Source organism: Paenibacillus borealis, from assembly GCF_000758665.1.
Classification (GTDB): Bacteria; Bacillota; Bacilli; order Paenibacillales; family Paenibacillaceae; genus Paenibacillus_AQ; species Paenibacillus_AQ borealis.
In genome coordinates this window covers 7,251,649-7,276,727 of the sequence record NZ_CP009285.1, presented here as the reverse complement: position 1 = coordinate 7,276,727, position 25,079 = coordinate 7,251,649, and the positions used below count along the sequence as shown (strand labels likewise).

Genomic DNA, 25,079 nt, shown 5'->3' with positions numbered 1-25,079 from the left:
TCTCAGTTCTTTGGGTTGCTGAAGATGTGCACTGCTTTTTTTAGGATGGCCATTTCCTCCGTCAGGTCTGCCACCTGTTGGTCGCGTTCCTTCAGTTGACGTTCCAACTCTCTGACTTTGTCTGGGGTGGCTATGGGCTCACTCTGAAACGACCGGTACTTCCCCAGCCATTGGTGCAGGGTTTTGGCGGGGATGTCCAGTTCCAGGGCGAGTTCTGCCACCGTCTTGGTTTGCTCCTGGATATACTTTACGGTCTGTTTTTTATATTCTTCATTGTAGCTTCTCCGTGTTCCACTCATGTGGGCACCTCCTCGTTAATCTCATTATCCCTATTCTCTTAACGGGTGTCCACGATTAATACTAACAGCATAAATCCCTCTGATCCCGCCGGAAGTGGGCGATATGAGGAAATTAAAGGGATAATGGACCTCTGTCAAGAAAATAGACGTCACACAACGGTTTTTCGAGTGAATAGCTTATCGTTACGGACAGCAGAGACGTTAAGCCTGTGAAAAGCACTTGAGTGCCGGTCCTTACGGACACCAGCGCATTTATTCCGCTCGAAAAGTGGAGCTGGTATATGAAAAGTGGTGGATAAGGGCTGTGGTGTCTGCAAACCCGTCAAAAGGGCCTATTATGAGTAGATAAGGGCTGTGGTGTCCGTAAGGGTCAGATTTGGCTTGTATTTGGACCCGGAGAGACAGCATCCCTCTATTTCCGCCGAAAGTGGCTCACAGCACCAAATTAAAAGTATAAATCCCTCTGATTCCGCCGGCTACGGGCCAAAGGAGGAAATGAGGAGCACAAGTGCCCTTGATTTCACGGAATGTCGGCCAAATGAGGAAATGAAGGGCACTAGTGCCCCTGAATTCACCAGCTACGGGCCAAGTGAGGAAATGAGGGGCACTAGTGCCCCTGAATTCACCAGCTACGGGCCAAATGAGGAATTCAGGGGCATTAATGCCCCTGAATTCACCGGGTACGGGCAAAATGAGGAAATGAAGGGCATAAGTGCCCCTGAATTCGCCGGCTACGGGCCAAACGAGGAAATGAGGGGCACTAGTGCCCCTGAATTCACCAGCTACGGGCCAAACGAGGAAATGAGGGGCACTAGTGCCCCTGAATTCACCGGCTACGGGCCAAATGAGGAAATGAAGGGCATTAGTGCCCCTGAATTCACCAGCTACGGACCAAACGAGGAAATGAGGGGCACTAGTGCCCCTGAATTCACCGGGTACGGGCAAAATGAGGAAATGAAGGGCATAAGTGCCCCTGAATTCGCCGGCTACGGGCCAAACGAGGAAATGAGGGGCACTAGTGCCCCTGAATTCACCAGCTACGGGCCAAATGAGGAAATGAAGGGCATTAGTGCCCCTGAATTCACCGGGTACGGGCCAAATGAGGAAATGAGGAGCGCAATTCCTCTTGATTTTACCGGATGCTACTCCAGAAGTAGTTTGTTCTTTTACGCGCCTTCCTGATGCACTCCCGTATATTTAGCATCCGCCGGCTGCCGGATTTTCCGCAGATACCGGAATTTGGCCAGTCCGATCAGAGCAGCCCCCGCAGCAGTAATCCCGCCGATCAGTCCGAACACCGGAACAGGAGATTCTGCTCCGTACAGCCCCAGCAGACCTGCCCCAAGCATGGGGCCGAAAGTGGTTCCGATCTTAACAAACTCAGAGCAGCCGAAATATAACCCTTTATTACTCTCCGGGGACAGCTCATCCACCAAGGCATCGAACCTTGCGCCAATCAGCAGCTCCCCCAGACTGAACACGGTAATGAACAGGAGCGGCATCACCGGGGAGACGGGCAGGACAAAGAACAGGAAGCTTGCGGCAATGAGCAGATTGCTGGCAAGCACCACGTTGAAAGGGTTCCACTTCGAGATCCAGCGCAGTATGGCAAATTGCGCAGCCAGAATAACGACCGCATTGAGCGACAGAATCAGAGAATACATCCGGGCACCATCTGCCAAGGCAGAAGTGGCGCTTAAATATTGAGATACGGTTCCGTTCAGCTGTGAGTATCCGAAGAATGAGAAGCTCATTCCGGCCAGCAGGAAGATGAATACATAATCCTTGCGGATTACGCCAAGATTTTTGAGGCTGCCAATACCCCGGGATGCAACAGAAGCGTGGATACGGCCCCCGTGCCGGAAGAAGAACTGCGTAGAGACACCATACAGAATATATAGACTGCCCAGGATGATATAAGGAAAGAGCGTCAGCTTCATATTGAACAACAGGCTTAACAGCGGGCCGAGAAAACAGCCAAGGTTAATTGCCGTATACCGCAGATTGAAGACGAGCAGCCGGTTCTCGGGGAGTGTTTCTGCGGAGAGCACTTTTTTGCTGGCAGGCTCGAAGATGGAGTAGCATAATCCGTTAAGGCCGTTAAGCAGCAGGAAGGCCGGGAAGCTGTCTGCATAATAGAAGAGAATGAATATGACTCCCCAGACGATGGGGACAACGGCGATGATTCTGTGCAGGGGAAGCCGGTCCGCAAGCGCCCCGCCGAAGCCGCTGAAGACTACATTGACAAGCGGATTGATACTGAGAACACAGCCGGCCAGGAAGATGGAAATATGCTTTTGACCCGTCAGAAAGATGGCTAAATAAGGGACGCTCATAAAAAGCGCAGTTCTCGTGAAAAAAGTTCCGGCCAGAATATTCCATACCCTGCTGTTTAGCTTCCGTGACATTTGATAACCCATGGTAAATCTTCCTCCGCAATTTGTGATTTTATTTGTGGCGAGTGTAGCATACAATGAAAATTAGATTTGGACATTGTGCTGTATACTCACATGGCAGAGCGGAGTGGTAAAGAGTTATGTTTCTGGGACCTGCAATTAAGCAAATCCGTTCCTCCAAAGGAATCAGCCAGTCGATTCTGGCGGATGGGATTATGAGCCGTTCCAACTTGTCACGTTTTGAGGGCGGGAAATATTATCCCGGATATGACAAGCTGATTCTGCTGCTGGACAAGCTGGAAATGTCCCTTGAGGAGCTGCTGTTCCTGCATAATGGTTATGCACAGCCGGAGAAACGGACGCTTCACTTAAGTCTGGTAGAGGTGGCGAACCGCTATGAATTCGGTAAGGTGCGGACAATTAGCTATGAATGCCGCTCCTTGTATGAAGTGACCCGCACGGAGGCTTATTATCATTTGTATCTGCTGGGCCAGGGTTTTCTGATTCAGTATCAGCGGGAGGATGAGATCCGGCAATTAAGCGAATTAGCGGAGGAGATCAAGCCTTATCTGATGGGGGCAGATATATGGTATCTGTATGAGTTCAAGCTGCTGAATAATTTCCTGTTCACTTTGAGCAGCGGCGATGCGATCTTTTTTGGACGAAGGGCTGCAGATGAGTTTGATAAATACCATGACTTCGCCGAGAGCCGGACCATTCAGCAGCATCTGATGCAGAACATCGCGAAAATTTGCCTGAAAGAGCAGAACTATGAACAAAGCCTGTTCTTTCTTATGAAGGCGCTGCCCTTGGCGGATAAGACGAATCTGCTGTACGATAAAATTGTCACATTGGTGTACTATGAGATCACGCTGCTTTGTCTGAAGCATAAAGTCGATACGGACCAGTTATTGAGTTACCTTGATATTCTCCGGCAGCTTGAGTTCACGGGCAGTTATGACGCGCTGCAGCAGGTGTGCCGGCTCCATCTGCCGGATATATTCTGATACATATGCTATTTATTTTGCGCAAAAAAAATTGCTGCCCGGTTATAGGGCGGCAACTTTTTGGTCTTGTTTATGATTGCGGAGCGGAGATTCCGCTGCGCTTCTTGGCGAGCTCACGCCGCACAACCGGAGCTACTTCTGTTGCCAGCAGCTCGATGGCTTCTGCGACCTTGGCATAGGGAAGGCCGCCGATATCCAGCTGGGTCATGAAGCGGTGATGGCCGAACAGCTCATGCTGATAGAGGATTTTCTCAACAATCTGCTGCGGGCTGCCCACTGCCAGGGTATTGTCCGGAGAGGTGAACCGGCCGAATTCCTTGCGTGAGACACGGTATTCCTGGCCGGGTTTCGGGCTGATCGCATTGCGGTAGCTATAGTAATAAGGATAATACTCATCCAGTGCCTGCTGGGATGTCTTGGCGATGTAACCGTGGCTCGTAATGGCGATCTTCAAGTCTTCCGGCCCGTGCCCTGCTGCGGCGCCAGAGCGGCGGTAGGTGTCGGCCAGATTCTGGAAAGGCTCCGGACTGCCGCTCAGAATGGCGATAGCCATACCTACACCCAGCGCGCCGGCTTTCTGGGCACTTTCGGCCGAACCGCCGATGCCGACCCAGAGCGGGAGCTTCTGCTGCAGCGGACGCGGAGCAATCTCAGCGTTATGCAGCGGGGAGCGGAACTTGCCTTCCCAGTTCATGACCTCATGCTGGTTCAGCGTGAGCAGCAGGTCGAGATTCTCGCTGAACAGCTGCTTGTAATCCTCCAGCTCATAGCCGAACAGCGGGAAGGATTCCAGGAAAGCGCCGCGTCCGGCGATAATCTCTGCCCGGCCGTCTGACAGCAGATCCAGTGTAGCGAAATCCTCGAAGACACGAACCGGATCAATCGTACTCAGTACGGTGGTTGCACTGGTGAGCTTAATCCGCTCTGTAACCTGGGCAATAGCTGCCAGCACAACCGGCACTGACGAGATGACGAAATCCAGCCGGTGATGTTCGCCCACGCCGAATACGTCCAGACCTGCTTCATCGGCAAGCTTCGCTGCAGCAATCACTTCATGCAGCCGCTGGCGGGGACTGATCCGCTGCCCCGTTTGGCAATCGGCTACGATATCTCCGAGTGTATAAATACCGAACTCGAACTCCGGTTCAGCCGCTTGTTTCGCTTGATCATTCCCTTGATTGTTCCCTTGATTGTTCCCTTGATTGTTCATTGGTACAGACCCCTTATTATCCAGAATATTTATGATGTTTAAAGTTAAGCTTGTCCGTTACAGCAAGGATATAGTCTACTATATCATAATTACTTACAAAATGTAAGTATATGAGTGTAAGTTTGTGAAATGGGGAGGGGATCATACAGCAAGTATCACCAAAAGAGCAATGCCGTTTTTTTTTGCGTATACACCTGAAGGGATATGGAGATTTCCGCAATGTCTATATCAAAAATAATTAATCCGGGCGGAATTTGTGTATTTTCATTGACAGATTTACAGATAGGTGATATTTTAAATTTACAAATTCCAATTGATTTACTTAGGAATAAACACAGCCGACTGTACAGACAGAGGTGCCGCGCGAGTCCGATCGCGAGGTTCCTCTGTTTTTTTGTATTCATACATGATAGTTCAACCAGAAGGAGGAGCAGATATGGGAGAGGCTTTATTGTCCATCACACAGCTGAATAAGCGCTTTGATACCGCCGGAGGACATGTACAGGCATTGCAGGATGTGGAGCTGCATGTAGAGGAAGGGGAATTCATCACGGTGATTGGTCCCAGCGGCTGCGGCAAAAGCACCCTGCTGCGCATCGTTGCCGGTCTGGATACCGGCTATACCGGTAAAGTTACGCTGGAAGGTGCAGAGATAGGCGGGCCGGGAATCGACAAGGGGTTTATTTTTCAGGAGCACCGCTTGTTCCCGTGGCTTACGGTAGAGAAGAACATTGCCTCTGATCTGCCGCTGGGCAGGCCGGATATCCGGAAGAGGGTAGATGAGCTGATTGATCTCGTGAAGCTGGGCGGCTTCGAGAAATCCTACCCCCGCGAGCTGTCGGGCGGGATGGCTCAGCGTGTGGCAATTGCCCGTGCGCTGCTGCGGAATCCGAAGATTCTGCTGCTTGACGAACCCTTTGGTGCGCTGGATGCCTTCACCCGGGCGCATATGCAGACGGTGCTGCTCGATATTTGGCGGCGGAACCGGACTACGATGATTTTTGTAACCCATGATATTGATGAAGCAGTATTCCTCGGCAACCGGGTCGTCATCCTTGAACCCCGCCCGGGTAAAATCCGCAAGATCGTTCCTGTCGACCTCCCCTATCCGCGCAAAAAAACAACAACCTCCTTTCAAGAGCTGCGCCTGAAGGTATTGAACTACTTTGAGAAGGTCGACGAGCTTGAGCTGAAGGATGGGGCGGGAATATAAGTGACTCCTTATTCGTGGTTCGTAGTTCGTTGTTGTCTGAATGGAGACTCTTGGGTAGACACGGTAAACGCATATTGTTGTACGTAATACAACTTTGATCAACGATACCAGGCGAGTTCGAAGGGATGTTGTACAGAATACAAGAATTATCCCGCTGAGAGGCTTGGAGAGGAACAATTGATGCCTTTTGTACAACAATTTTGAGTTATGAACGATATGATGAGGGAAATGATGTATTTTGTGCAGGATTTCAGAATGTGATCGTAAAGGAGGAGCTACAGCGGTCTTAACGGTTATGCAGGAAGACGGTGCAGGAGGGCTGTATTGTGAAAAAGAGAGAGCAAGTGCCGGCTTATATCCGACTTAATCCATGCGAATATATTAATTAATTCAGAAGGAGGGACAGCCATGGCTGAACGCGCTATAGCTGCAGGGAATGCCGGAAGAACCGGCAGGCCTGAAGGACCCGGAAAAGCGGCAATTGCCGGTCTGGGGTTGCTGCTTCCGGCAGGGGTGTTGATCCTGTGGCAGATCCTGAGCCATTACGGAATGATCTCGGAGATGCTGTTCCCGGCTCCTTATACGATTGTCCAGTCGTTCATTACGCTGGCGTCTACCGGGGATTTATGGAGCAACCTCAGAATCAGTGTTGTGCGGGCATTGTCAGGATTTCTGCTTGGCGGCGGGCTGGGTCTGCTGTTCGGCATTCTGGTCGGATTATTCCGCAGATCGGAGAAGCTGCTGGATCCTTCGCTGCAAATGATCCGGATGATACCCAGTCTGGCCGTAGTGCCGCTGTTCATTCTCTGGTTCGGCATCGGCGAGGAATCCAAGGTGCTGCTGATTGCTAAAGGGGCTTTTTTCCCGATTTATATTAATACCTTCATGGGCATACGCGGAACGGATAACAAGCTGTTCGAAGTTGCCCGGGTGCTTGGCTTCAGCAGAGGGAAACAGATTGTACGGCTGGTGCTCCCGGCAGCAGTGCCGAATATTATGCTCGGTGTGCGCTTGTCGCTGGGCCTCTCATGGCTGGGTCTGGTGGTGGCGGAGCTGATTGCTTCCACCTCTGGGATCGGCTACATGATGTCGGATGCCCGCCAGTTTGCCGATACGCCTGTAGTGTTTGTCGGGATTATTGTATTTGCCGCTGCCGGATTGCTGAGTGACACGATTGTCCGCCTGATCGAGCAGCGGCTGCTGCGGTGGCGGGACAGCTATCAAGGATAGGAGGGGAAGAACCGCATGAGTGAAGGGATAGAAGCAATAATCAAGACCGCCAAGGGGGTAAGGGAAGCCCGTGATTATAGCGGAACGGCTTCAATTACTACGCATAACAACAAGAGAAGATTAACTGTTGCTTCCTGGAAAGCTCTCTTGTCCGACTGGGGCACCGGGGCGCTAATTCCCGTAGCCGTAATCGCCTTATGGCAGCTTGCCGGGAGTGCAGGCTGGATCTCGCCGGAATTTCTTCCGGCACCGCTGAGCATTCTCTCCGCATTTGCGGATCTGGCGGTTAGCGGGGAGCTTATTCATCATCTGGGCGTCAGTATCGGACGGGCTGGCATCGGGTTCCTGATTGGAGGAATTCTCGGCCTGCTGCTGGGGACACTGACCGGCCTCTTCCGCAGCGCAGCCTATCTGCTGGACCCGAGCGTGCAGATTCTGCGGCTGGTTCCCCATCTGGCTATTGCCCCGCTGATCATTCTATGGTTCGGCTTCGGGGAGATTTCGAAGGTGGTTATTATTATGAGCGGCTCTTTCTTCCCGCTCTATATTAATACTTTTATGGGCATCCGGGGAGTGGACAACAAGCTGTTTGAAGTAGCCCGGGTGCTCGGATTCAGCCCGCTGCAGAAGCTGCGGCGGCTGATCCTGCCGGCGGCGCTGCCGGGCATTCTGCTGGGACTGCGCCTGTCGATGGCTGTGGCCTGGATCGGTCTGGTGGTTGCCGAACTGATCGGATCACAGTCCGGTGTTGGATTCCTAATTAATGAGGCGAAGCAGAATTCCAATACGGCAGTTATTTTTGTCGGAATTATTATTTTTGCAGTGGTCGGCAAGCTGATTGATTCTCTATTCCGCGTCATCGAACGCAAATTCCTGTACTGGCGTGACAGCTATCAAGGCTAATGACAAGTTGCTGAAACGCTTCTGAAATGCTAATGAAACCAAGGGGGCAACAACATGAACCAACCGGCACTGAAGGAAACATTGAAACTGACGGCGGATGTATTGGTAATCGGCGGTGGTCCGGCAGGAACATGGGCGGCACTTACAGCCGCAGCTAAGGGAGCAAAGGTGATCCTGGCTGATAAGGGATACTGCGGCTCCAGCGGTGCGACTGCCCCGTCGGGCACAGGAGTGTGGTACGTGAAGCCGGAGGAGGAGCTGCGTGAAGCAGCGAAGGCCAGCCGCTACACGATGGGCGGCAAGCTGGCTGAGCACCGCTGGATGGACAGGGTGCTGGACCGGACCTATGAGAACATGAATAGACTGGGCGTTGCCGGCTATCCGTTCCCGGTGGATGAGGAAGGCAATCAATACCGCCGGAGCCTGCAAGGACCTGAATATATGCGCCTGATGCGCAAGCTGGTGAAGAAGGCGGGGGTGAAGATTCTGGACCACAGCCCGGTGCTGGAGCTGCTCGCCGATGAGCACGGGGTAGCCGGAGCCGCCGGAGTGCAGACCCAGAGCGGAGAGGCCTGGAGTGTGCATGCCGGGGCGGTAGTTATCGCTACCGGGGGCTGCGCTTTCCTCAGCAAGGCGCTGGGCTGCAACGTATTGACGGGTGACGGGTACTTATTCGCCGCTGAAGCAGGGGCGAGCTTGTCGGGTATGGAGTTCTCCAATGCCTACGCGATCTGCCCGACCTTCTCCTCCGTAACGAAGACCGCTTATTACAGCTACGCCAGCTTCTACTATGAGGACGGCAGTGTGGTGGAAGGAGCGGGTTCCAAGAAGGGCCGCTCTGTAATTGCCAGAAATCTGCTGGCGGGCCGCCAGGTATTTGCGAAGCTTGACGGAGCCGATGAGGCATTGCAGCCGCTGCTGCGGGTGGCGCAGACGAATTTCTTCCTGCCGTTTGACCGGCGGGGCATTAATCCCTTCAAGGATGTCTTCCCGGTGACGCTGCGGCTGGAAGGCACGGTCCGCGGAACAGGCGGCATCCGGATTACAGACGAGAATTGCGGCACTGGCGTTCCAGGGTTATATGCCGCAGGGGATGCGGCCACCCGTGAGCTGATCTGCGGAGGGTTCACCGGAGGCGGTAGCCATAACGCCGCTTGGGCGATGTCTTCCGGCTCCTTCGCAGGAGAAGGGGCGGCAGCCTATGCAGCCGGACTCGGCCGGCATTCGGATCACCGCGCACCCGTCGGGTTATCCTCTTCACCGCTGGTTCACCAGGAAGTGAAGGCGGGAGCCGCTGCCAGAACCGCAGAATACGTGGAGGCGGTACAGGCAGAAGTCAAACCGTACGATATTAATCTGTTCCGTACAGAGCAGGGACTGGCATCTTCGCTGGAACGTCTGGACGGACTATGGAAAGAGCAGCGCAGCCGGGAAATCCAGCGCACTCCGGAAGGTGTGAAGGCACGCGAAGCCGAAGCGATGACGGCAACGGCACGCTGGATGTACAGCTCCGCTCTGGCCCGCACCGAAACCCGGGGAATGCACAAGCGGGAGGATTTCAAGGGAAGCGACGACAGCCAGCATCACCGCCTGATCAGCGGCGGACTGGATCAGGTATGGGTGAAGACAGAAGAGGTAGCGAAGGAGAGTGTATTGTTGTGATTGAAGTCATCAGCGCTGACCGGTGTGTAGAATGCAATCAATGTGTATCTGTCTGCCCGACCAATGTATTCGACCGGGTGGAGGACGGAATTCCGGTCATCGCCCGGCAGAGTGACTGCCAGACCTGCTTCATGTGTGAGCTGTATTGTCCGGTGGATGCCCTGTATGTGGCTCCGGATTCCGAGGGGATTACCGGGATTACAGAGGCGGAGCTGGAACAGCAGGGGCTGCTCGGCGGTTACCGCGAGAAGGTAGGCTGGGGCAAGGGCAGACAGCCGGTGGCAAGTCATGACTTTATGTATAAGCTGGCGGCCCGGGCTGGATTCTGAATGATGCATCGTTATAGAACCTAATTAGAATACAGGCAAGTGTCCTTATACAACCATCCAATATCAAACATCGAGCAGACGACTGAGGGGAGAATAAAGCAATGAGCAAATTGTACAGAGAGATTAAAGGTGTATGGAGCAAAGGGGGACGCCTCACGCTGATAACAGGTGTGGTGATGATCATGCTGGTGCTGCAGGCTTGCGGTAATAATACCGGCTCCGGGAACAGCGGGACAGCAGCGAACGGCGCAGGAACGAATACGGCTGAAGCGGCGGGCAGTGAGACGGCAAGCAATGTTCCGGCTGTGCTGAATTTCGGCTACATCGGTTCCAATAAGCTGAATGTGCCGGGCGGCGCGGAAGGCTGGGGCCTCTATAAAGGCATTATCCAGGAAGAGCTGAAGAAATACGGAATTACCGAAGTGAAGCTGACCGGCTTCCCGAACGGACCGGATCAGACGGAATCCTTAATCAGCGGAAGACTAGATTTCGGCAGCCTCGGGGATACCCCGGCAATTATCGCCTACGCCTCAGGAGCCAAGACCCGGCTGATCGCCCAGACTTCAGCGCATACGGTCGGTTATCTAATCGGCAAGAAGGATGGACCGAAGACGGTGCAGGACCTGAAGGGCAAGACAATTGCGATCCAAAAAGGTTCGTTTATGCACCGTTACGTAGTCGGCCTGCTGAAGCAGGAGGGCGTAACTGACTATAAGCTGGTTCATATGCTGATTCCGGATGCAACCGCAGCACTGGCCCGCGGAGATGTAGACGCAACCACCAATAACGGTGTAGCGGCACTTAAGCAGATCGAGCAGGGGTACACCCATTTGGATGATGCTTCGACCCATCCGGATCTGCTCGGAAGCAGTGCTACCGTAGTGTCAGAGGAATACCTTGCGAAATTCCCGGATTTCCCGAAGGTCTGGAATGCGGCACGGGAGAAGGCGCTGGCTGACCTGAAGCAGCATGAAGATGAGTATTATGAGTTCCTGGCCGAGATCGGGGATACAACCCCGGAACTTGCGAAGCAGGTGAATCCGATCAGCGATATCAAGGATACCGCCTTCACGGAAGACGGCACGAAGCTGCTGGAGGGCACCAAGAATTTCCTTGTTGAAGAGAAGCTGGCCAAGAAGGATTTCAATATCAGCGACTGGCAGCTCCAGTAAATAAATATAAATACAGGTGAACGGAGGGAATGCGGATGTCCGAAGAAACCTTAACCATTGAACATTTCAAGCTGCCGCTGGAGAACGGGCTGAATCTGGAGGGTGAGGTGCGGGTTCCTGCGGGGACTGCACCGAAGCCCGTCATCCTGATCAGCCATGGCTTCAGAGGACATAAGGACTGGGCATTCTGGCCGGAGGTCTCCGGCAGACTTGCCGGAAGCGGGTTCTACACCGTAAGCTTCAACTTCTCGCGTATCGCTGCCCGTAATATTGACGGGATTAACCCGGAGGAAGCTGCCGAAGCGGCTACGCTGAGCCGGGAGCTGCTCGATCTGGAGCAGGTACTGAATAGTCTCAAGGAAGGCAGTCTGCCGCTTGCCGGATTGGCTGACACGGAGCGGATAGCGGTTCTGGGGCACAGCCGTGCAGGCGGAAGCAACATTCTGTTCGCGGCAGAGCATCCTGAGGTGAAGGCGCTGGTGGTCTGGAACGGCGGTTCTGCGCCGCAGCCGCAGCAGGATGAAGGTGCTCCGGCGCTTACGCCGCAGGAGCGGGCGATCCGCGAGGATCAGCAGCGAAACAAGGAGCGCTTCAATCTGGAGGACGCGCTGGGCAGAGTATCGGCCGCGGCGCTGCTGATACAGGGTGATCAGGACCGTGAAGCCCTGCTGCTGCAGCATGCAGGCTTCAGGGAACAGGCGCCGCAGCACCGGTACCTGAGCATCCGGGGTGCAGATCACACTTTCGGCACGGTGGACCCGTACGAAGGCTCCACGTCTGCGCTGAATGAGGCTGTTGCCTCGACGATAGCATTTTTGCAGGAGAAGCTGGTCTGATCTTATTTCTACATTTCAGAGGACCATGAAGAGGAGGAAGCGGAATGCCGCAGCAGCATCAGCAGGCAACAACAGATGTTCTAGTGCTGGGCGGAGGCCCGGCCGGAGCATGGGCGGCATGGAGTGCAGCTTCTCAGGGAGCGAAGGTAATTCTGGCCGATAAGGGATATCTCGGAACAAGCGGGGCTACCGCGCCGGGAGGAACAACGCTGCTGGTGATTCCGCCGGTAGCAGAGCTGCGGGAGCAGGCTGTGCAGGCCAGACTTAAGGCAGGCGGCTATCTGTCGGAGAATGCCTGGATTCACCGTGTGCTGGATCAGGTCGAACAGAATCTGGAGCTGGTAGAGGCGTGGGGATACCCCTTTCCGAAGGATGAGGATGGCAGGCCGCTGCGGACGCATCTGCATGGCCCGGAATACATGAAGATTATGCGCAGAGTGGTGCGCAAGGCGGGAGTGCGCATCTGGGATCAATCGCCGGCACTGGAGCTGCTTCATGATCAGCACGGCGTGGGCGGAGCGCGCGGAATTAACCGCCTGACCGGAGAGAGCTGGGAAGTGAAGGCGAATGCGGTGATTATGGCTACCGGAGGCTGCGCCTTCCTTAGCAAGGGGCTGGGCTGTAATGTGCTCACAGGCGAAGGGCTGCTGATGTCAGCCGAAGCCGGTGCCGAGCTGTCGGGCATGGAATTCACCCGGCAGTATGCTCCGAGCTTCGCGGATGGAACGGTGACGCGCGGGCGGATGCTGGCCTGGGCCACGCTGTATGATGAAGCGGGAAGGCCGCTGCACCAGGGCGACCGCACCTTCGGCAGCATCCCCGAGCTGATGCTGAAGGGACCGGTCTACGCCTCGCTGGATCTGGCTGATACGAAGGAGAAGCAGGATTTCCTCCGCAATGCCCATCCGATCTTCTTCATGCCGCTGGAGCGGGCGGGGATCGATCCGTTCAAGGATAAATTCCCGCTCACGCTGCGCTATGAAGGCACGATGCGCGGCACGGGCGGCCTGCGCCTGACCGGCACCGATTGTGCCACCTCGGTGCCGGGGCTGTATGCGGCCGGGGATGCCGCATCCCGCGAGAAAGTCACCGGCGCCATCTCCGGCGGCGGCGCCTACAATGCATCCTGGGCCATCTGCAGCGGCAGCTGGGCAGGACAAGGCGCGGCGCGGCACGCTCTGCAGGAGCCGCGTCCGGCGGACAGCCGGCTGCTCCGCGCGGCGGGCCGCTACGGGATGCCGGCTGGCGCCGGCACTGCAAGGACGCTGGACGCGAAGCCGCTGATCGCGGCGGTCCAGCGGGAGATCCTGCCGCTGCGGATCAACTACTTCCGCAGCGAACCCGTAGTCGCTGCAGCCCTGCAGCGGCTGAACAGCCTGATGCCCGAGCTCAGCGGGCAGGTGCCCGCGACGGTTCAGGGCATCGTGCAATCGCGTGAAGCGGCCGCCATGCTGAATGTCGGCCGCTGGATCTACACCGCCGCGCTGGCCCGCAAGGAGAGCCGCGGGCTGCAGCGCCTGGCCGAGTATCCGGCGCTGGACCCGCGCCAGACCCACCGGCTGATCCTCTCCGGCATTGATACGATCGGCATCCGCACCGAAAGCGTGCCGCATGCCCATGAGCTGCGGATTCCGAGAGAGGAGCGGGCGATATGATTGAACTGGTCAGCCAGGACCGCTGCATCGGCTGCAAGCTGTGCGTGAAGGTGTGCCCGACGAATGTCTTCGAGATGCAGGGCAAGCTTGCCGTCATTGCCCGCCAGGAGGATTGCCAGACCTGTTTCATGTGCGAGGCATATTGTCCGGTGGATGCGCTGTATGTGGCGCCGCAGGCAGATCTGTCCATCGCCCAGGATGAGCAGGAGCTGATTGAATCAGGCCTGCTGGGCAGCTGGCGGGCAGAGATCGGCTGGAATCCGGGTGCGGAGGATACGATGGCGGAGCGGGACACGACCCCTTTCTTCGAGGTCTTCACCGAGACTTACCGCGGCAAGTAATCAGGGGAGAGGCAAGTAAGTACAAAAGGTGTTCTGCAGCCCTTGCCGGCAGCGGAACACCTTTTGTGTACATATAGTTTATAGGTTTCACAATGATGAACCGGTTTCCGCTTTACAGCAGCTTCAGAATAGCCGGCTCCATGTCCAGCGGATCCACCGGAGATTCGAAGCGTTCCACCACGTTGCCGTTACGGTCAATCAGGAACTTAGTGAAGTTCCATTTAATTTCATCGTTCGTGAGCGTTGCAGGATCACGTTCTTGCAGCATGGTGTGCAGCAGCCTGCTGTTGGAGTCTGTATCATCGAAGCCCCGGAAGCCGGCCTGTTCGGTCAGATAAGCGAACAGAGGATGACGGCCATCCCCCTTAACATCAATCTTCTCGAAGAGCGGGAAGGTCACGCCGTAATTGATCTGGCAGAACACATTGACCTCGTCATTGGTGCCGGGCTCCTGTTCGCCAAACTGATTGCTGGGGAAGCCGAGGATTTGCAGCCCCTGGTCCTGGTATTTTTCATAGAGCTTCTGAAGGTCGGAATATTGTGGAGTATATCCGCATTTGCTGGCAGTATTTACGATTAGCAGAACTTTATCCTTATACTGTTCAAGCCGGGTTTCTTTCCCCCGGATATTGCGGGCTTCATACTGATAGACGCTCATTGCTGCTTCATCCTCCCGGGATATGTAATAAATATTTATCATTATTTAATTGTACACAATTTAATTTGGAGTGTCAAATTATTAAGGAATAGTTGGGCAATACTATTACCATGCCCCTGCATATAGGTAAAGGTTAAGCACCGCGAGATCTTATGAACTTTTATATATTTATATATACGAAGCCCCCCAGTTAAGATTATACTAAAGCGAACGAGCCGTTTTTTCAGCAGGCGGAGCGTCTCCCCATACGTATAACACAGACACAAGACTATTATGCTGGAGGAAATTGAATGAGCACTACTGAACTTACTAGCCAACTTTCCAGTTTCACCGGAAGGTTACTGCGGGAACGCTTTGGGAAAGGGCCTGAGTCGGTACATGCCTCCATTGGGAAGCAATGTATTGCACTGCATATCCGTAATTTCATCGGGCCGGTAGAGAGATTTTTGTTAAATAAGGAAGAAGAACAGGCGTTTCGCTACACACGGGAGCTGCTGATGAAGTCCCTGCTTCCCGAGCTTGCGGTTTACCTGAAGGATACGATGGCTATTGAGGTCGGCGAGCTTTTTTATGATTGGGGTATACATAACGCGTCTGGAATGATCGTTGCGCTCATTAAGAATGACGCTGTGATTATTGACGATTATGCCGGGCGTCAAGAAGTCCATGCCCAGATTAATGAAGTGAGCAGAAAGGTACAGAAGGAACCGGTTCATACTGATTCCTGGTGGCTGGGCCCGCGCATTCTGATTATCAAGCGCGAGGGTATCCTGATCCCGCTGGAGAAGGAACTGATTGGCCTCGGTTACGAGAATACGCTTAAGACCACCAAACGCAAGATGGAAAAACGCTATTTGGAGGATACCACCACGATTGCCCCGATGCTCGCCAAGGAGCTGTCGGATATATATGTGGACTGGGATTTCGACAAAGATACCAGTGTAATAGCTTATACTTTTCAATAAGTTTAACTATAAATAAGGCGGAAATGAGTCGGACATGCGAATGAGCCGAACATGAGCCGGAGAAGGGGGAATGGTCCCTTTCTTCGGCTTTTTTATTTTCTGTCTGTTTATAGCCTATTGTGCTGGGACATTTTAGGAGGATATGCCGGATGGAGGAATACAAGCGGACAGTTTTATATGTGGAAGATAATCAACTCAACATGGCCCTAATGCATCATATCTTCAAAAAAAACCTGCCCTCCATATTGCTGCTGAAAGCTGAAACGGCAGAGCTCGGACTAAGTATAGCCCGGGAGACACTGCCGGATCTGATCATCCTGGATATCGGGCTGCCCGGCCTTAACGGATATGAAGCTCTGGATATCCTGCAGCAGGATGAGGCTACATGCCATATTCCGGTACTGGGAACCAGTGCGTTTGCTCAAGTATCGGATATCGAAAAAGCCAGGAATAAAGGTTTTGCCGCATATATTACCAAACCCTTTCAGGTCAAATTACTCACCGAAACGGTGGAAAGGCTGCTGGGCGGCGGGCTATAAATCAAGGATATAGTACTGCAGGAATGAATTGAACAAAGGTGGGGAACTGGGGAGAACTCTGTCTGAAGGCCGGTTCGCAGGCTGTTATATTCAGCTTTGCATTTTATAGTTTATTTTTCGACACAATCATTTGACTTTCGCCCGAATATGCAAGATATTTATATTACAGATTTGATATATAATAATTGCATTTATTACTCCACAAACGGGCGGTGGAATTTATGCTAAGACAGCATGCAGAGGCATCTTCTCTATTTGAACATGCATTCAAGACAGGAACTGCCGGAGTCGCATTTCTCTCCATTTCCGAAGAATGGACCAGTGTGAATCCGGCGGTAACCCTGTTGCTCGGGTATACCGAAGAACAACTGCTGGGACATAGCTTCACGGAGTTTCTGTATGAAGAATCCCTGCAGGTACATAGGCAAAAGATGGGGACTCTAAGAGCGGGAGAGGCTCCCTTTTTTGAATGCGAACTGAATTTCCGGCATGCAGACGGCTCTGTGGTTGCAGCGCTGCTGCATGTTTCTCTGATTAGCGAACCCTCTACGGGAATGGGCTTGTATTATATCGTTCATTTGGCTGGACTGCCGCACCCGGAAGCTAAGTCCATGGATGAACTTCCTGCACCTCCTGATGAGCTGTACCGGCTGATCGCAGCCAATATTAGAGATATAGTATATTATGCTTCACCCGACGGGATCTGCCGGTACTGCTCCCCTTCGATTGTGGAAGTGCTCGGATATAAGCCGGAGGAACTGATCGGCCGAGATATCCGCGGACTGGTTCACCCCGGGGATATGGAATTCATGAAGGCTCCGCAGGCGGCGGAGTTTCAGAGTGTACAGCTGAGGATTCTTCATAGCGACGGGCGGTACCTTTGGATCGAATTCACGCTGCGGATCGTGGAAGACAGCGGGAACTGGAGCGTGCTTGCCGTAGGCCGTGATGTGACGCAGCGCAAGATCATGGAGCAGAGGCTGCAGGAATCGGTAGAGAGGTATACCTCGCTGAAGAAATATAACCATGATGCGATCATTTCCCTGGATCTGGAAGGCAATATCATCAACGGGAATGAGAAGGCGGTACAATTGACGGGTTATACGATCCCTGAGATGGTAGGAATGAGTGTCGGCCGGATTATCGGGAACCACCATCTTCATGATGTGATCAGCTTCTGCCAGAAGAAGGGCTCTATGGAGCGGAATATCGACCTCATCTGGCATAAGGACGGGCATTCTGTAGAGGTGCTGACAACGATTGCCCCCATCATTATCAACAAGGATACAGTGGGCTTTTATATTATTGTCAAGGATATTACCGAGCAGAAGAAGCTGCTGATCGCCAAAGAAACCGCCGAGAATACAAACCGGGCCAAAAGTGAATTTCTGGCTATGATGAGCCATGAAATCCGCACGCCGATGAACGGTGTGATCGGGATGACCGATCTGCTGCTGGACCTAAGTGATCCGGATTCACAGGAAAGGGAGTACCTGGAGATTATCCGCCAGAGCGGGGAATCCCTGCTGAATATCATTAACGATATTCTGGATCTGTCCAAGATTGAGGCGGGCAAAACCTCATTGCATGAAGAACCGTTTGTCCTTCAGCACTGCATGGATTCCGCTCTGGAGCTGCTGCAGCTTAAGGCAGAGAATAAGGGCCTCGCCATCCGGGTGGAGGTGGATCCTGATGTGCCCGGTGATCTGATCGGGGACGGAGAACGGCTGAAACAGATCCTGATCAATCTGGTCGGCAATGCGGTGAAGTTCACTCACACAGGCGGTATTACAGTCGGTGTGCAGAGGATACGGGGAGCAGAAGCCGCTGAAGGGGTAACGCTGCAGTTTACAGTGGCGGATACAGGAATAGGCATTCCGGAGGATGCACGCAGCCGGTTGTTTGAACCGTTCTACCAGCTGGATCATTACATGAGCCGCAAACATGAAGGAAGTGGTCTGGGGCTGGCGATCAGCAAGCAGCTGGTTGAAATGATGGGAGGCAGGATTCATCTGGAGCCGCAGACCGGGCAGGGGGCGACCTTTGTATTTACCGTGGCGCTCCGGACTGAAATGCAGACCCTGAATGCAGGGGAGACTGATCCGGATATGCCAAGTCCTCAGCAGCTGCAACGTTCTTTGCGCATTCTGGTGGCAGAAGATAATGTCATTAATCAGCTTGTACTGCGCAAAATTCTGGAGAAGCGCGGGTTCGCCGTAGATGTTGCCGAAGACGGGATGCAGGTAGTTGAGATGGTCCGTCAGCGCAGCTATGACCTGATCTTCATGGATGTGCAGATGCCCGGCATGAACGGCCTGGAAGCAACGTCGAGAATCCGTCAGACACAGCCGTCAGGCTCGCAGCCGGTCATTGTTGCTGTAACAGCCAATGCGCTGAAAGGCGACCGTGAACTGTGCATGGAAGCGGGGATGGATGAGTATATCAGCAAGCCGCTGAGAAGCGAAACCATTGTGAACGTTATCTCAAAATTTTTCTGAGCAGCAGGTAAACATATGCCTATTCACACTTCGTTCACTATGTTGCGGCAAAGCTGTGGAGCGTCACTCTGATATCTTGCATGTGAAAGTCTTTTTGATTAAGATAGCAGAAACTGATGCAGAAGACGCATCAATATACCATTAAATGACGATGACGAAGAGAGTAAGCACTTTATAGCGGATCTTAACAGGGAAGGTGTGCCGGAGACTGAGAGCACCCTCATTTGACGCTTAGTGCCGAAGTTCACTTCCGAGTCGGCCCCTGAAGTACACTGCTGCAGCAGGTATGAGTAGGGAGGCCCGCTTCCAGCGTTAACGGGTGTAAGACAGAGTTAATCCAGTCCGGGATGATGCAACAGCTTTCCGGGTGCTGACGCGTCAGCAGGGTTCATCTCTAAATAAGGGTGGTACCACGGCTCCTCGTCCCTTGCGGCGGGGGGCCTTTTTGCGTTCGTTCATAGAGTTAACAATTAACTACACAAGGGAGTGTCGGGAAATGAGTAATGTGGAATTGGATGAGCTGAGAGCACGGCTTGATGAAATTAATGGACAGCTGCTGGAGCTAATCTCAGAGCGTGCGGGAATCGTTCAGGAAATTGGAACACTCAAGGAGAAGCAGGGCGTGCCGAAGTTCGATCCTGAACGGGAGAAGGCAATGCTGGATAAGCTGGTAGCAAGCAACAAGGGACCTTTCACCAGCGGAACGATCCGTACCCTGTTCAAGCAGATTTTCTCTGCTTCACTGGATCTGCAAAGTACGGAGCATAAGAAGTCCCTGCTGGTAGCCCGGAAAAATCACGCCGAAGATACAGTAATTACTCTTCCGGGTAATGTAACCGTCGGCGGATTATCTTCGCTGATGGTTGCCGGGCCATGCTCGGTGGAGAGTGAACTGCAGACCCGTACAGTTGCCGCTGCCCTGCAGAAGGCAGGAGTAAAGGTTATGCGCGGCGGAGCCTTCAAGCCCCGTACCTCCCCGTATGACTTCCAGGGACTCGGGATGGACGGCCTGAGAATTCTGCGTGAAGCGGCGAATGAGTACGGGCTTCTGACCATCAGCGAAATTGTAGACCCGCGTCATATTGAAGAGGCCCTTGATTATGTCGATGTTATTCAGGTCGGTGCACGGAACATGCACAACTTCGAACTGCTCAAAGCGGTAGGGGAAGTGAACAAGCCGGTACTGCTGAAGCGCGGATTATCCGCTACACTGGATGAATTCGTCCATGCGGCAGAATACATTATGTCCCGGGGCAATATGGAGATCATACTGATTGAACGCGGCATCCGTACCTATGAGAAAGCGACCCGTAACACGCTGGATATTTCGGCAGTACCGATTCTCAAGCAGGAATGCCATCTGCCGGTGCTGGTCGATGTGACCCATTCCACCGGACGCAAGGATATCCTGATACCTTGCGCCAAAGCAGCACTTGCCGCCGGAGCCGACGGCATTATGGTGGAAGTGCATCCCGATCCGGCAACCGCCTTATCGGATGCGGCGCAGCAGCTTAATATTGAAGAGTTCAACACCTTCTTCAATGAAGTGAAAGCATCCGGGCTGTACCGTTAATTTTAATATCTAGAGTTCAGGCGAAAATAGCAGAATCGGTGAGAACGGGGCAGGAAGTAGCGCTTACAAGCACAGGTTGGACTTTTGTGGAGGTTAAGGCGGGTCAGGTACAATAAGAAGCATTGGCGGTGCACCGGCCCCGGGCTTTGTGAAAGAGCCTGATAACCTTTAACAAGACACAGGAGGAAGAGCAAACTTGAAGCAGTCCAGCTTATACAACAACGGTTGGTTTTCCAACACACGGAGCGATGTTCTGTCGGGCATGACCGTGGCCATTGCCTTAATCCCTGAAGCGATTGCTTTCTCCATCCTCGCCGGCGTAAGCCCGATGGTTGGATTGTACGCATCTTTCTGCATTGCTATCGTGACTGCATTTGCCGGCGGAAGACCGGGCATGATCTCAGCGGCGACAGGGGCGATGGCGCTATTGGTCGGCAGTCTGGTGCTGTCACATGGAATTGAGTATCTGTTCGCGGCTACGGTACTGGCGGGAATCTTTCAGATTCTGATGGGGATGCTGAAGCTTGGCAGATTCATCACCTTCCTGCCGCAGCCGGTAATGACCGGATTCGTCAATGCATTAGCCATTCTTATCTTCATGGCCCAACTGGTGCATTTTGAAGGACAGGGCTGGATTATGTATGCACTGGTGGCACTTACACTGGTCATCATTTATACAGTTCCGCGGATCACCAAGGCGGTCCCTTCGGCGCTTGTAGCAATTATCGCAGTTTCCGTACTCAGTATTGTTCTGAATCTGGATGTACGGACCGTAGGGGATATGGGCACCATTACTTCGGCTCTGCCGGTGTTCCATCTGCCGGATCTTCCCTTCACTCTGGATACACTGCTGATCATTCTGCCTTATTCGCTGTCGCTCGCTGTAGTCGGATTGCTGGAATCCCTGATGACTGCAACGCTGATTGATGATATTACCGGCACCGGCAGTGATAAGAACCGGGAAGCAAAGGGACAAGGCCTGGCCAATATCGTGACCGGCTTCTTCGGCGGGATGGCGGGCTGTGCAATGATTGGACAGTCGATGGTCAATATGAAGTCGGGCGGGCGGACGCGGTTGTCTACTTTTGTATCGGGGATCTTTCTCCTGTTCCTGATTCTGGTCCTGGGCGATGTGGTGAAGCAGATTCCGATGGGCGCATTGGTCGGTGTTATGATCATGGTCTGCATTAGCACCTTCGAGTGGGGTTCACTGAAGACATTAGCCAAGGTGCCGCTCAGCGATGCACTGGTCATGATTGTTACGGTAGTTACCGTAGTAGCGACAGATAACCTGTCGATCGGCGTGCTGTTCGGTGTTCTGCTGAGCGCTTTGTCTTTTGCCTGGAAAATGGCTTCCATAAAGCTCAGTGTCCATACGACGGCATCTGTAACTACCTACAAAGTATCGGGCCAGCTGTTCTTCGGAACAACGAGTCATTTCGTGCATGAATTTATGTATGAGAGTGATCCGCAGCAGGTCATTATCGACTTCTCCCATTCCCATGTGTGGGATCAGTCGGCAGTGGGCGCCATTTCCAAAACACTGGACAAATACGCGGCACTGGGCAAAAAGGTAACGATTACCGGATTAAATGAAGAAAGTGCCCGGCTGGTGAAGCGGATTGGCCTGAGCTTGTCGGGCGGACACTAATTAATACAGCTGATGAGAGGCTGTCTTTGGAGCAATTTATGCTTCAGAGGCAGCCTCTTTTTTTCTACTATCTTTTGCGGCAGGAAAAAGGATTTTCGAAAAATTTGTCGAAATTTTCCGGTAGAGGGACATTTGTCATTGCATTTTCAGGGATGACCCTACTTTATTAACGCAATTGCCGTGCGCGAAAGGGAATGCCTACATGTTTTCTTTTATCCGAACAAGACTTATTGCCCGTATTCTCTGTGTCATGACCGTAGTGATTCTATGCATCACGGCAGGGAACATCGCTATTCAGTGGGTGAACACCGGATCAGCGGTGAAAGGGACGATCAGCAGTTACAACATGAGTATTGCCAGCCATTATGTTACGCAGATGGATACGGGCCGTTACAGTGAGTTCCTGGCCGATCCGCAGGAGTCGGACCTGTATTGGTCGCTCCGCAATGAATTGGATCAGTTCCGGAAATCGATCGGTGCGCGTTATGTATACTTTGTCAGGATCGATGAAGCTAATCAGCCGCAGCTGATGATTGACGGCAGACCGGAGGGGGACCCGCTGGCTTCGCAGATCAATGAAGCTACGGATATGCCGGCTGCTGCAGTTGAAGCGGTCCTTGCCGGAGAGAATGCCAGTACGCCGCTGATCATGAATCCTGAATATGGGGATTATATCTCGGCATTTGTACCTGTGAAGGCTGCTGACGGCGTTCTGATCGGGGCGCTGGGCATTGACACCGATGTCGCGGTCCTTAGCACCCTGACCCGTGATGTCCTGAGGCAAAGTCTGCCGCTCTATAGTATTATTCTAGCCTTATCCTTGGCTGCACTGGCAGTCCTGGGCTGGTTTGTATCCCGGTCTTTGCGTCCTCTGGGGATTATTACGGAGAGTGCGGGAACCATGGCCGGAGGCGACTTGGCTGAAGCAGCCCGGATTCTGAATGCCCGTCCGGTCAAATCCCGTGATGAGATTGGAAAGGCTTATCAGGCCATGCTTCAGATGTCAGGTGATTTGAATACAAGAGTAAGAGGAATGGTGTCTGGTGTGTCCACGGCATCCGATTCTCTCTACGGCTCCTCCGAGACATTCGCCAGGAATGCCGATGATGTACTGAAGATGAGTGAGGCCGTCAACGGAAGAATAGGCGACATCTATGCCGGTGCCCATTCGCAGACTGAAGGGGCGCAGAGCAGCGCTATGGCAATGGATGAGATGGCGCTGGGCATTTCGCGTATTTCGGCAGCTTCCGCCGCCGTCTCGGAATTCGCACTTAAAGCACTTGATATCGTGGAGTCTTCCCAGACCGCCATGAACCACACAAATCAGCAGATGAAGTCGATCTCCGTATCCACCGGCCATACTCTGGATATCGTGCTGCTGCTGCAAGGCTATGCGAATGAAATCGAAGGGGCGCTGGCTTCGATCAGGCAGTTCGCCGATCAGACGAAGCTGCTTGCGCTGAATGCCTCGATTGAGGCGGCGCGCGCCGGAGAACACGGGAGAGGCTTCACTGTCGTAGCCGGTGAAGTACGCAAGCTGGCGGAGGGCTCCGCAGCTTCGGTCGAGCGGGTCGCCGATTTACTGATTCACATCGGCAATGCCTCGGCCAGCATTGGCACGCAAATGACGGACGCCTCCCATGAAGTCAGTGAAGGTGTGCGGATGACTGCCGAAGCAGAAGCTGCGCTGCTGGAAGCCTCTTCCGCTTTTCGTGAGGTGGCCGGACAGATCGTCGATATGTCTGCGACGGCAGAGCAGCTGTCTGCAGGCTCGGAGGAGGTTGCTGCAACTGTGGGCAGCATGGCTTCGATTGCCGGAGGGGTCTCGGAGCAGACAAGGCAGATCCGTGAGCTGACCGGTCTTCAACTGGAGAAGATCAAAGAAGTGTACGAGGCTTCGATGATGATCAGCGCGAACACGGGCGACTTGAGGGAAGCTATCCGGCAGGTGAAGGTATAAGCGTCGCTTCAAGTGTTAATCGGGCGTAATAGCAGGTGTTTGCCCTCCGGCTTTCCAAAGTGTTCGACTATTGGTATGATTACAAGGAATGCGAACATCTACTACCGATTACATGGAGGAATTAATAATGAGTGAAACTACAATATCCGGGATTATTGATCATACGCTGCTTAAGGCGGATGCCCGTAAAGACGATATTATCAAGCTGGCTGAGGAAGCCAAAGCATACAAATTCGCTTCTGTCTGTGTGAACCCGGCCTGGGTGTCCACGGCTTATGCAGTGCTGAAGGATACTCCCGAAGTTAAAGTATGTACAGTCATCGGGTTCCCGCTGGGATCGTCCACACCGGAAACCAAGGCCTTTGAAACCACCGATGCGATTGCTAACGGTGCCGGCGAAGTAGATATGGTTATCAATATCGGCGCACTGAAAGACGGCAATGATGAGCTGGTGAAACGTGATATCGCCGCAGTGGTTGATGCTGCCCGTGGTAAAGCGCTGACCAAAGTAATCATTGAGACATGCCTGTTGACCGATGAAGAGAAGGTTCGCGCCTGCAAGCTTGCTGTAGAGGCGGGAGCGGATTTCGTGAAGACTTCGACCGGATTCTCAACAGGTGGTGCAACGAAGGAGGATATCGCACTCATGCGGGCAACAGTTGGGCCAACTATCGGCGTTAAGGCATCCGGCGGTGTGCGCAGTGCGGAAGATGCGCTCGTTATGGTTGGTGCAGGCGCTACACGGATTGGAACAAGCGGCGGCGTAGCCATTGCCAAAGGCGAACAAAGCCAGAGCAGTTACTAATCCGCGGAACAGATTATAGGGTCAGGCTACCGGGGGAACGGATATTCCGTTCTCCTTTTGTATATATAGAAACTGAAGAAATAGCGGAGCGGACGGACAAGCCGGCAGGATAGCAGGCAGATAAAGTGCTTCTTGTAAGCGTATACCGAATGGTTTGATGAGGATGAAAAAATTCAT

The 25,079-nt window shown here is 53.3% G+C and carries 22 protein-coding genes; 18 read left to right on the top strand and 4 right to left on the bottom strand.

The features are described from left to right. Window positions 1-2: 2 nt before the first annotated feature. Window positions 3-299 carry a transposase gene (locus tag PBOR_RS30755; protein WP_042210202.1) on the bottom strand — a complete coding sequence of 99 codons (297 nt, stop codon included), beginning with the start codon at window positions 297-299 and terminating at the stop codon, window positions 3-5. 546 nt (window positions 300-845) lie between these two features. On the opposite strand from PBOR_RS30755, the gene PBOR_RS30750 reads away from it, so the two are divergent. Continuing rightward, complete coding sequence (locus PBOR_RS30750; protein ID WP_157764174.1) at window positions 846-1,481, top strand: hypothetical protein; 636 nt, start codon at window positions 846-848, stop codon at window positions 1,479-1,481. Here the strand turns inward: PBOR_RS30750 and PBOR_RS30745 are convergent. After that, entirely contained in the window at window positions 1,466-2,707 is a 1,242-nt protein-coding gene (locus PBOR_RS30745; RefSeq protein WP_157764173.1) for an MFS transporter, read from the bottom strand. The two genes, PBOR_RS30750 and PBOR_RS30745, sit on opposite strands and share 16 nt — an antisense overlap. A 128-nt stretch (window positions 2,708-2,835) precedes the next feature. On the opposite strand from PBOR_RS30745, the gene PBOR_RS30740 reads away from it, so the two are divergent. Next, entirely contained in the window at window positions 2,836-3,702 is an 867-nt protein-coding gene (locus PBOR_RS30740; RefSeq protein ID WP_042217746.1) for a helix-turn-helix domain-containing protein, read from the top strand. Between the two features lie 70 nt (window positions 3,703-3,772). Here PBOR_RS30740 and PBOR_RS30735 read toward each other — a convergent pair whose 3' ends face one another. Then, a complete protein-coding gene (locus PBOR_RS30735; RefSeq protein WP_081972258.1) occupies window positions 3,773-4,912 on the bottom strand; it encodes an LLM class flavin-dependent oxidoreductase in 1,140 nt (379 codons plus the stop codon). A 436-nt stretch (window positions 4,913-5,348) separates the two neighbouring features. Between PBOR_RS30735 and PBOR_RS30730 the strand changes: the two genes are divergently transcribed. The 9 genes from PBOR_RS30730 (at window position 5,349) to PBOR_RS30690 (ending at window position 14,253) form a co-directional block, all read left to right on the top strand. Continuing rightward, a complete protein-coding gene (locus PBOR_RS30730; RefSeq protein ID WP_042217743.1) occupies window positions 5,349-6,125 on the top strand; it encodes an ABC transporter ATP-binding protein in 777 nt (258 codons plus the stop codon). 408 nt (window positions 6,126-6,533) lie between these two features. Next, window positions 6,534-7,355 carry an ABC transporter permease gene (locus PBOR_RS30725; protein ID WP_042217742.1) on the top strand — a complete coding sequence of 274 codons (822 nt, stop codon included), beginning with the start codon at window positions 6,534-6,536 and terminating at the stop codon, window positions 7,353-7,355. A 15-nt stretch (window positions 7,356-7,370) separates the two neighbouring features. Then, the gene (locus PBOR_RS30720; protein WP_052429715.1) at window positions 7,371-8,258 is read left to right on the top strand and encodes an ABC transporter permease; all 888 of its coding nucleotides are present in this window, start codon (window positions 7,371-7,373) and stop codon (window positions 8,256-8,258) included. 54 nt (window positions 8,259-8,312) lie between these two features. Then, on the top strand, window positions 8,313-9,920 hold the full coding sequence (locus PBOR_RS30715; protein ID WP_042217740.1) for an FAD-dependent oxidoreductase: 1,608 nt from the start codon (window positions 8,313-8,315) through the stop codon (window positions 9,918-9,920). Then, complete coding sequence (locus PBOR_RS30710) at window positions 9,917-10,249, top strand: 4Fe-4S dicluster domain-containing protein (protein WP_042217738.1); 333 nt, start codon at window positions 9,917-9,919, stop codon at window positions 10,247-10,249. The genes PBOR_RS30715 and PBOR_RS30710 overlap by 4 nt, the downstream gene beginning before the upstream one ends. Before the next feature lie 101 nt (window positions 10,250-10,350). After that, window positions 10,351-11,421, top strand: a complete 1,071-nt coding sequence (locus tag PBOR_RS30705) for an ABC transporter substrate-binding protein (protein WP_042217736.1) — start codon at window positions 10,351-10,353, stop codon at window positions 11,419-11,421. Between the two features lie 35 nt (window positions 11,422-11,456). Beyond that, the gene (locus PBOR_RS30700) at window positions 11,457-12,257 is read left to right on the top strand and encodes an alpha/beta hydrolase family protein (protein WP_052429714.1); all 801 of its coding nucleotides are present in this window, start codon (window positions 11,457-11,459) and stop codon (window positions 12,255-12,257) included. 44 nt (window positions 12,258-12,301) lie between these two features. Continuing rightward, window positions 12,302-13,912 carry an FAD-binding protein gene (locus PBOR_RS30695; protein WP_042217734.1) on the top strand — a complete coding sequence of 537 codons (1,611 nt, stop codon included), beginning with the start codon at window positions 12,302-12,304 and terminating at the stop codon, window positions 13,910-13,912. After that, window positions 13,909-14,253, top strand: a complete 345-nt coding sequence (locus tag PBOR_RS30690; RefSeq protein ID WP_042217732.1) for a 4Fe-4S dicluster domain-containing protein — start codon at window positions 13,909-13,911, stop codon at window positions 14,251-14,253. Before PBOR_RS30695 ends, PBOR_RS30690 begins: the two co-directional genes overlap by 4 nt. 112 nt (window positions 14,254-14,365) lie before the next feature. On the opposite strand, the gene PBOR_RS30685 is transcribed toward PBOR_RS30690, so the two are convergent. Further along, window positions 14,366-14,911, bottom strand: coding sequence for a glutathione peroxidase (locus PBOR_RS30685; protein WP_042217730.1), 546 nt, complete (start codon window positions 14,909-14,911; stop codon window positions 14,366-14,368). A 290-nt stretch (window positions 14,912-15,201) separates the two neighbouring features. Between PBOR_RS30685 and PBOR_RS30680 the strand changes: the two genes are divergently transcribed. The 7 genes from PBOR_RS30680 (at window position 15,202) to deoC (ending at window position 24,902) form a co-directional block, all read left to right on the top strand. Continuing rightward, a complete protein-coding gene (locus PBOR_RS30680) occupies window positions 15,202-15,876 on the top strand; it encodes a Na-translocating system protein MpsC family protein (protein ID WP_042217728.1) in 675 nt (224 codons plus the stop codon). 149 nt (window positions 15,877-16,025) lie between these two features. Next, a complete protein-coding gene (locus PBOR_RS30675; RefSeq protein ID WP_042217726.1) occupies window positions 16,026-16,415 on the top strand; it encodes a response regulator in 390 nt (129 codons plus the stop codon). A gap of 221 nt (window positions 16,416-16,636) precedes the next feature. Further along, the gene (locus tag PBOR_RS30670) at window positions 16,637-18,913 is read left to right on the top strand and encodes a PAS domain-containing hybrid sensor histidine kinase/response regulator (protein ID WP_052429713.1); all 2,277 of its coding nucleotides are present in this window, start codon (window positions 16,637-16,639) and stop codon (window positions 18,911-18,913) included. A gap of 496 nt (window positions 18,914-19,409) precedes the next feature. Next, a complete protein-coding gene (locus tag PBOR_RS30665) occupies window positions 19,410-20,486 on the top strand; it encodes a bifunctional 3-deoxy-7-phosphoheptulonate synthase/chorismate mutase (protein ID WP_042217724.1) in 1,077 nt (358 codons plus the stop codon). Between the two features lie 196 nt (window positions 20,487-20,682). Continuing rightward, window positions 20,683-22,137, top strand: a complete 1,455-nt coding sequence (locus PBOR_RS30660) for a SulP family inorganic anion transporter (RefSeq protein ID WP_042217722.1) — start codon at window positions 20,683-20,685, stop codon at window positions 22,135-22,137. Between the two features lie 202 nt (window positions 22,138-22,339). Next, complete coding sequence (locus tag PBOR_RS30655; RefSeq protein ID WP_042217721.1) at window positions 22,340-24,097, top strand: methyl-accepting chemotaxis protein; 1,758 nt, start codon at window positions 22,340-22,342, stop codon at window positions 24,095-24,097. A 127-nt stretch (window positions 24,098-24,224) separates the two neighbouring features. After that, window positions 24,225-24,902, top strand: coding sequence for a deoxyribose-phosphate aldolase (gene deoC / locus PBOR_RS30650; protein ID WP_042217719.1), 678 nt, complete (start codon window positions 24,225-24,227; stop codon window positions 24,900-24,902). Window positions 24,903-25,079 lie beyond the last annotated feature (177 nt).

Bases quoted from the DNA above. Each gene is read 5' to 3' on its own strand.
- PBOR_RS30720 (WP_052429715.1), top strand. From the start codon at position 7,371: ATGAGTGAAGGGATAGAAGCAATAATCAAGACCGCCAAGGGGGTAAGG.
- PBOR_RS30750 (WP_157764174.1), top strand. From the start codon at position 846: ATGAAGGGCACTAGTGCCCCTGAATTCACCAGCTACGGGCCAAGTGAG.
- PBOR_RS30670 (WP_052429713.1), top strand. From the start codon at position 16,637: ATGCTAAGACAGCATGCAGAGGCATCTTCTCTATTTGAACATGCATTC.
- PBOR_RS30655 (WP_042217721.1), top strand. From the start codon at position 22,340: ATGTTTTCTTTTATCCGAACAAGACTTATTGCCCGTATTCTCTGTGTC.
- deoC (WP_042217719.1), top strand. From the start codon at position 24,225: ATGAGTGAAACTACAATATCCGGGATTATTGATCATACGCTGCTTAAG.
- PBOR_RS30735 (WP_081972258.1), bottom strand. From the start codon at position 4,912: ATGAACAATCAAGGGAACAATCAAGGGAACAATCAAGGGAATGATCAA.
- PBOR_RS30705 (WP_042217736.1), top strand. From the start codon at position 10,351: ATGAGCAAATTGTACAGAGAGATTAAAGGTGTATGGAGCAAAGGGGGA.
- PBOR_RS30685 (WP_042217730.1), bottom strand. From the start codon at position 14,911: ATGAGCGTCTATCAGTATGAAGCCCGCAATATCCGGGGGAAAGAAACC.
- PBOR_RS30680 (WP_042217728.1), top strand. From the start codon at position 15,202: ATGAGCACTACTGAACTTACTAGCCAACTTTCCAGTTTCACCGGAAGG.
- PBOR_RS30755 (WP_042210202.1), bottom strand. From the start codon at position 299: ATGAGTGGAACACGGAGAAGCTACAATGAAGAATATAAAAAACAGACC.
- PBOR_RS30675 (WP_042217726.1), top strand. From the start codon at position 16,026: ATGGAGGAATACAAGCGGACAGTTTTATATGTGGAAGATAATCAACTC.
- PBOR_RS30730 (WP_042217743.1), top strand. From the start codon at position 5,349: ATGGGAGAGGCTTTATTGTCCATCACACAGCTGAATAAGCGCTTTGAT.
- PBOR_RS30715 (WP_042217740.1), top strand. From the start codon at position 8,313: ATGAACCAACCGGCACTGAAGGAAACATTGAAACTGACGGCGGATGTA.
- PBOR_RS30690 (WP_042217732.1), top strand. From the start codon at position 13,909: ATGATTGAACTGGTCAGCCAGGACCGCTGCATCGGCTGCAAGCTGTGC.
- PBOR_RS30740 (WP_042217746.1), top strand. From the start codon at position 2,836: ATGTTTCTGGGACCTGCAATTAAGCAAATCCGTTCCTCCAAAGGAATC.
- PBOR_RS30695 (WP_042217734.1), top strand. From the start codon at position 12,302: ATGCCGCAGCAGCATCAGCAGGCAACAACAGATGTTCTAGTGCTGGGC.
- PBOR_RS30725 (WP_042217742.1), top strand. From the start codon at position 6,534: ATGGCTGAACGCGCTATAGCTGCAGGGAATGCCGGAAGAACCGGCAGG.
- PBOR_RS30745 (WP_157764173.1), bottom strand. From the start codon at position 2,707: ATGTCACGGAAGCTAAACAGCAGGGTATGGAATATTCTGGCCGGAACT.
- PBOR_RS30665 (WP_042217724.1), top strand. From the start codon at position 19,410: ATGAGTAATGTGGAATTGGATGAGCTGAGAGCACGGCTTGATGAAATT.
- PBOR_RS30700 (WP_052429714.1), top strand. From the start codon at position 11,457: ATGTCCGAAGAAACCTTAACCATTGAACATTTCAAGCTGCCGCTGGAG.